Source organism: Streptomyces achromogenes subsp. achromogenes (assembly GCF_000720835.1).
In the GTDB taxonomy this organism is placed as follows: domain Bacteria; phylum Actinomycetota; class Actinomycetes; order Streptomycetales; family Streptomycetaceae; genus Streptomyces; species Streptomyces achromogenes.
This window is the reverse complement of sequence record NZ_JODT01000139.1, coordinates 1-263: the sequence shown is the minus strand read 5'-3', so window position 1 is coordinate 263 and position 263 is coordinate 1. Positions and strand designations below refer to the sequence as shown.

1 pseudogene is annotated in these 263 nt (G+C 65.0%); it reads right to left on the bottom strand.

The features are described from left to right. Nucleotides 1–263 (bottom strand): annotated as a pseudogene (locus IH25_RS38300) (transglycosylase family protein); the annotation flags it as partial.

Sequence of the window (263 nt, the reverse complement as noted above, 5' to 3'; positions counted from 1 at the left end):
CGGCGTTCCAGCTGCCCGTGCCCGACTCCCACTTGCGGGAGGGGTTGGCGAAGTCGGAACCCGTGCTGGTGAAGGTCCACAGCGCCGACTTGTTGCGGCCGTCGTCGGTCTGGCCGTTGTCGTACAGCACTCCGACATCCGCCTTGCCGTCACCGTTGAAGTCACCCGAGGTGACCTTCGAGCGGTCCCAGTTCCAGGAACCGATGTTCGCGGAGACGTTGTCCCACTTCTTCGACGGGTTGGCGAAGTCGGTGCCCGTGCTG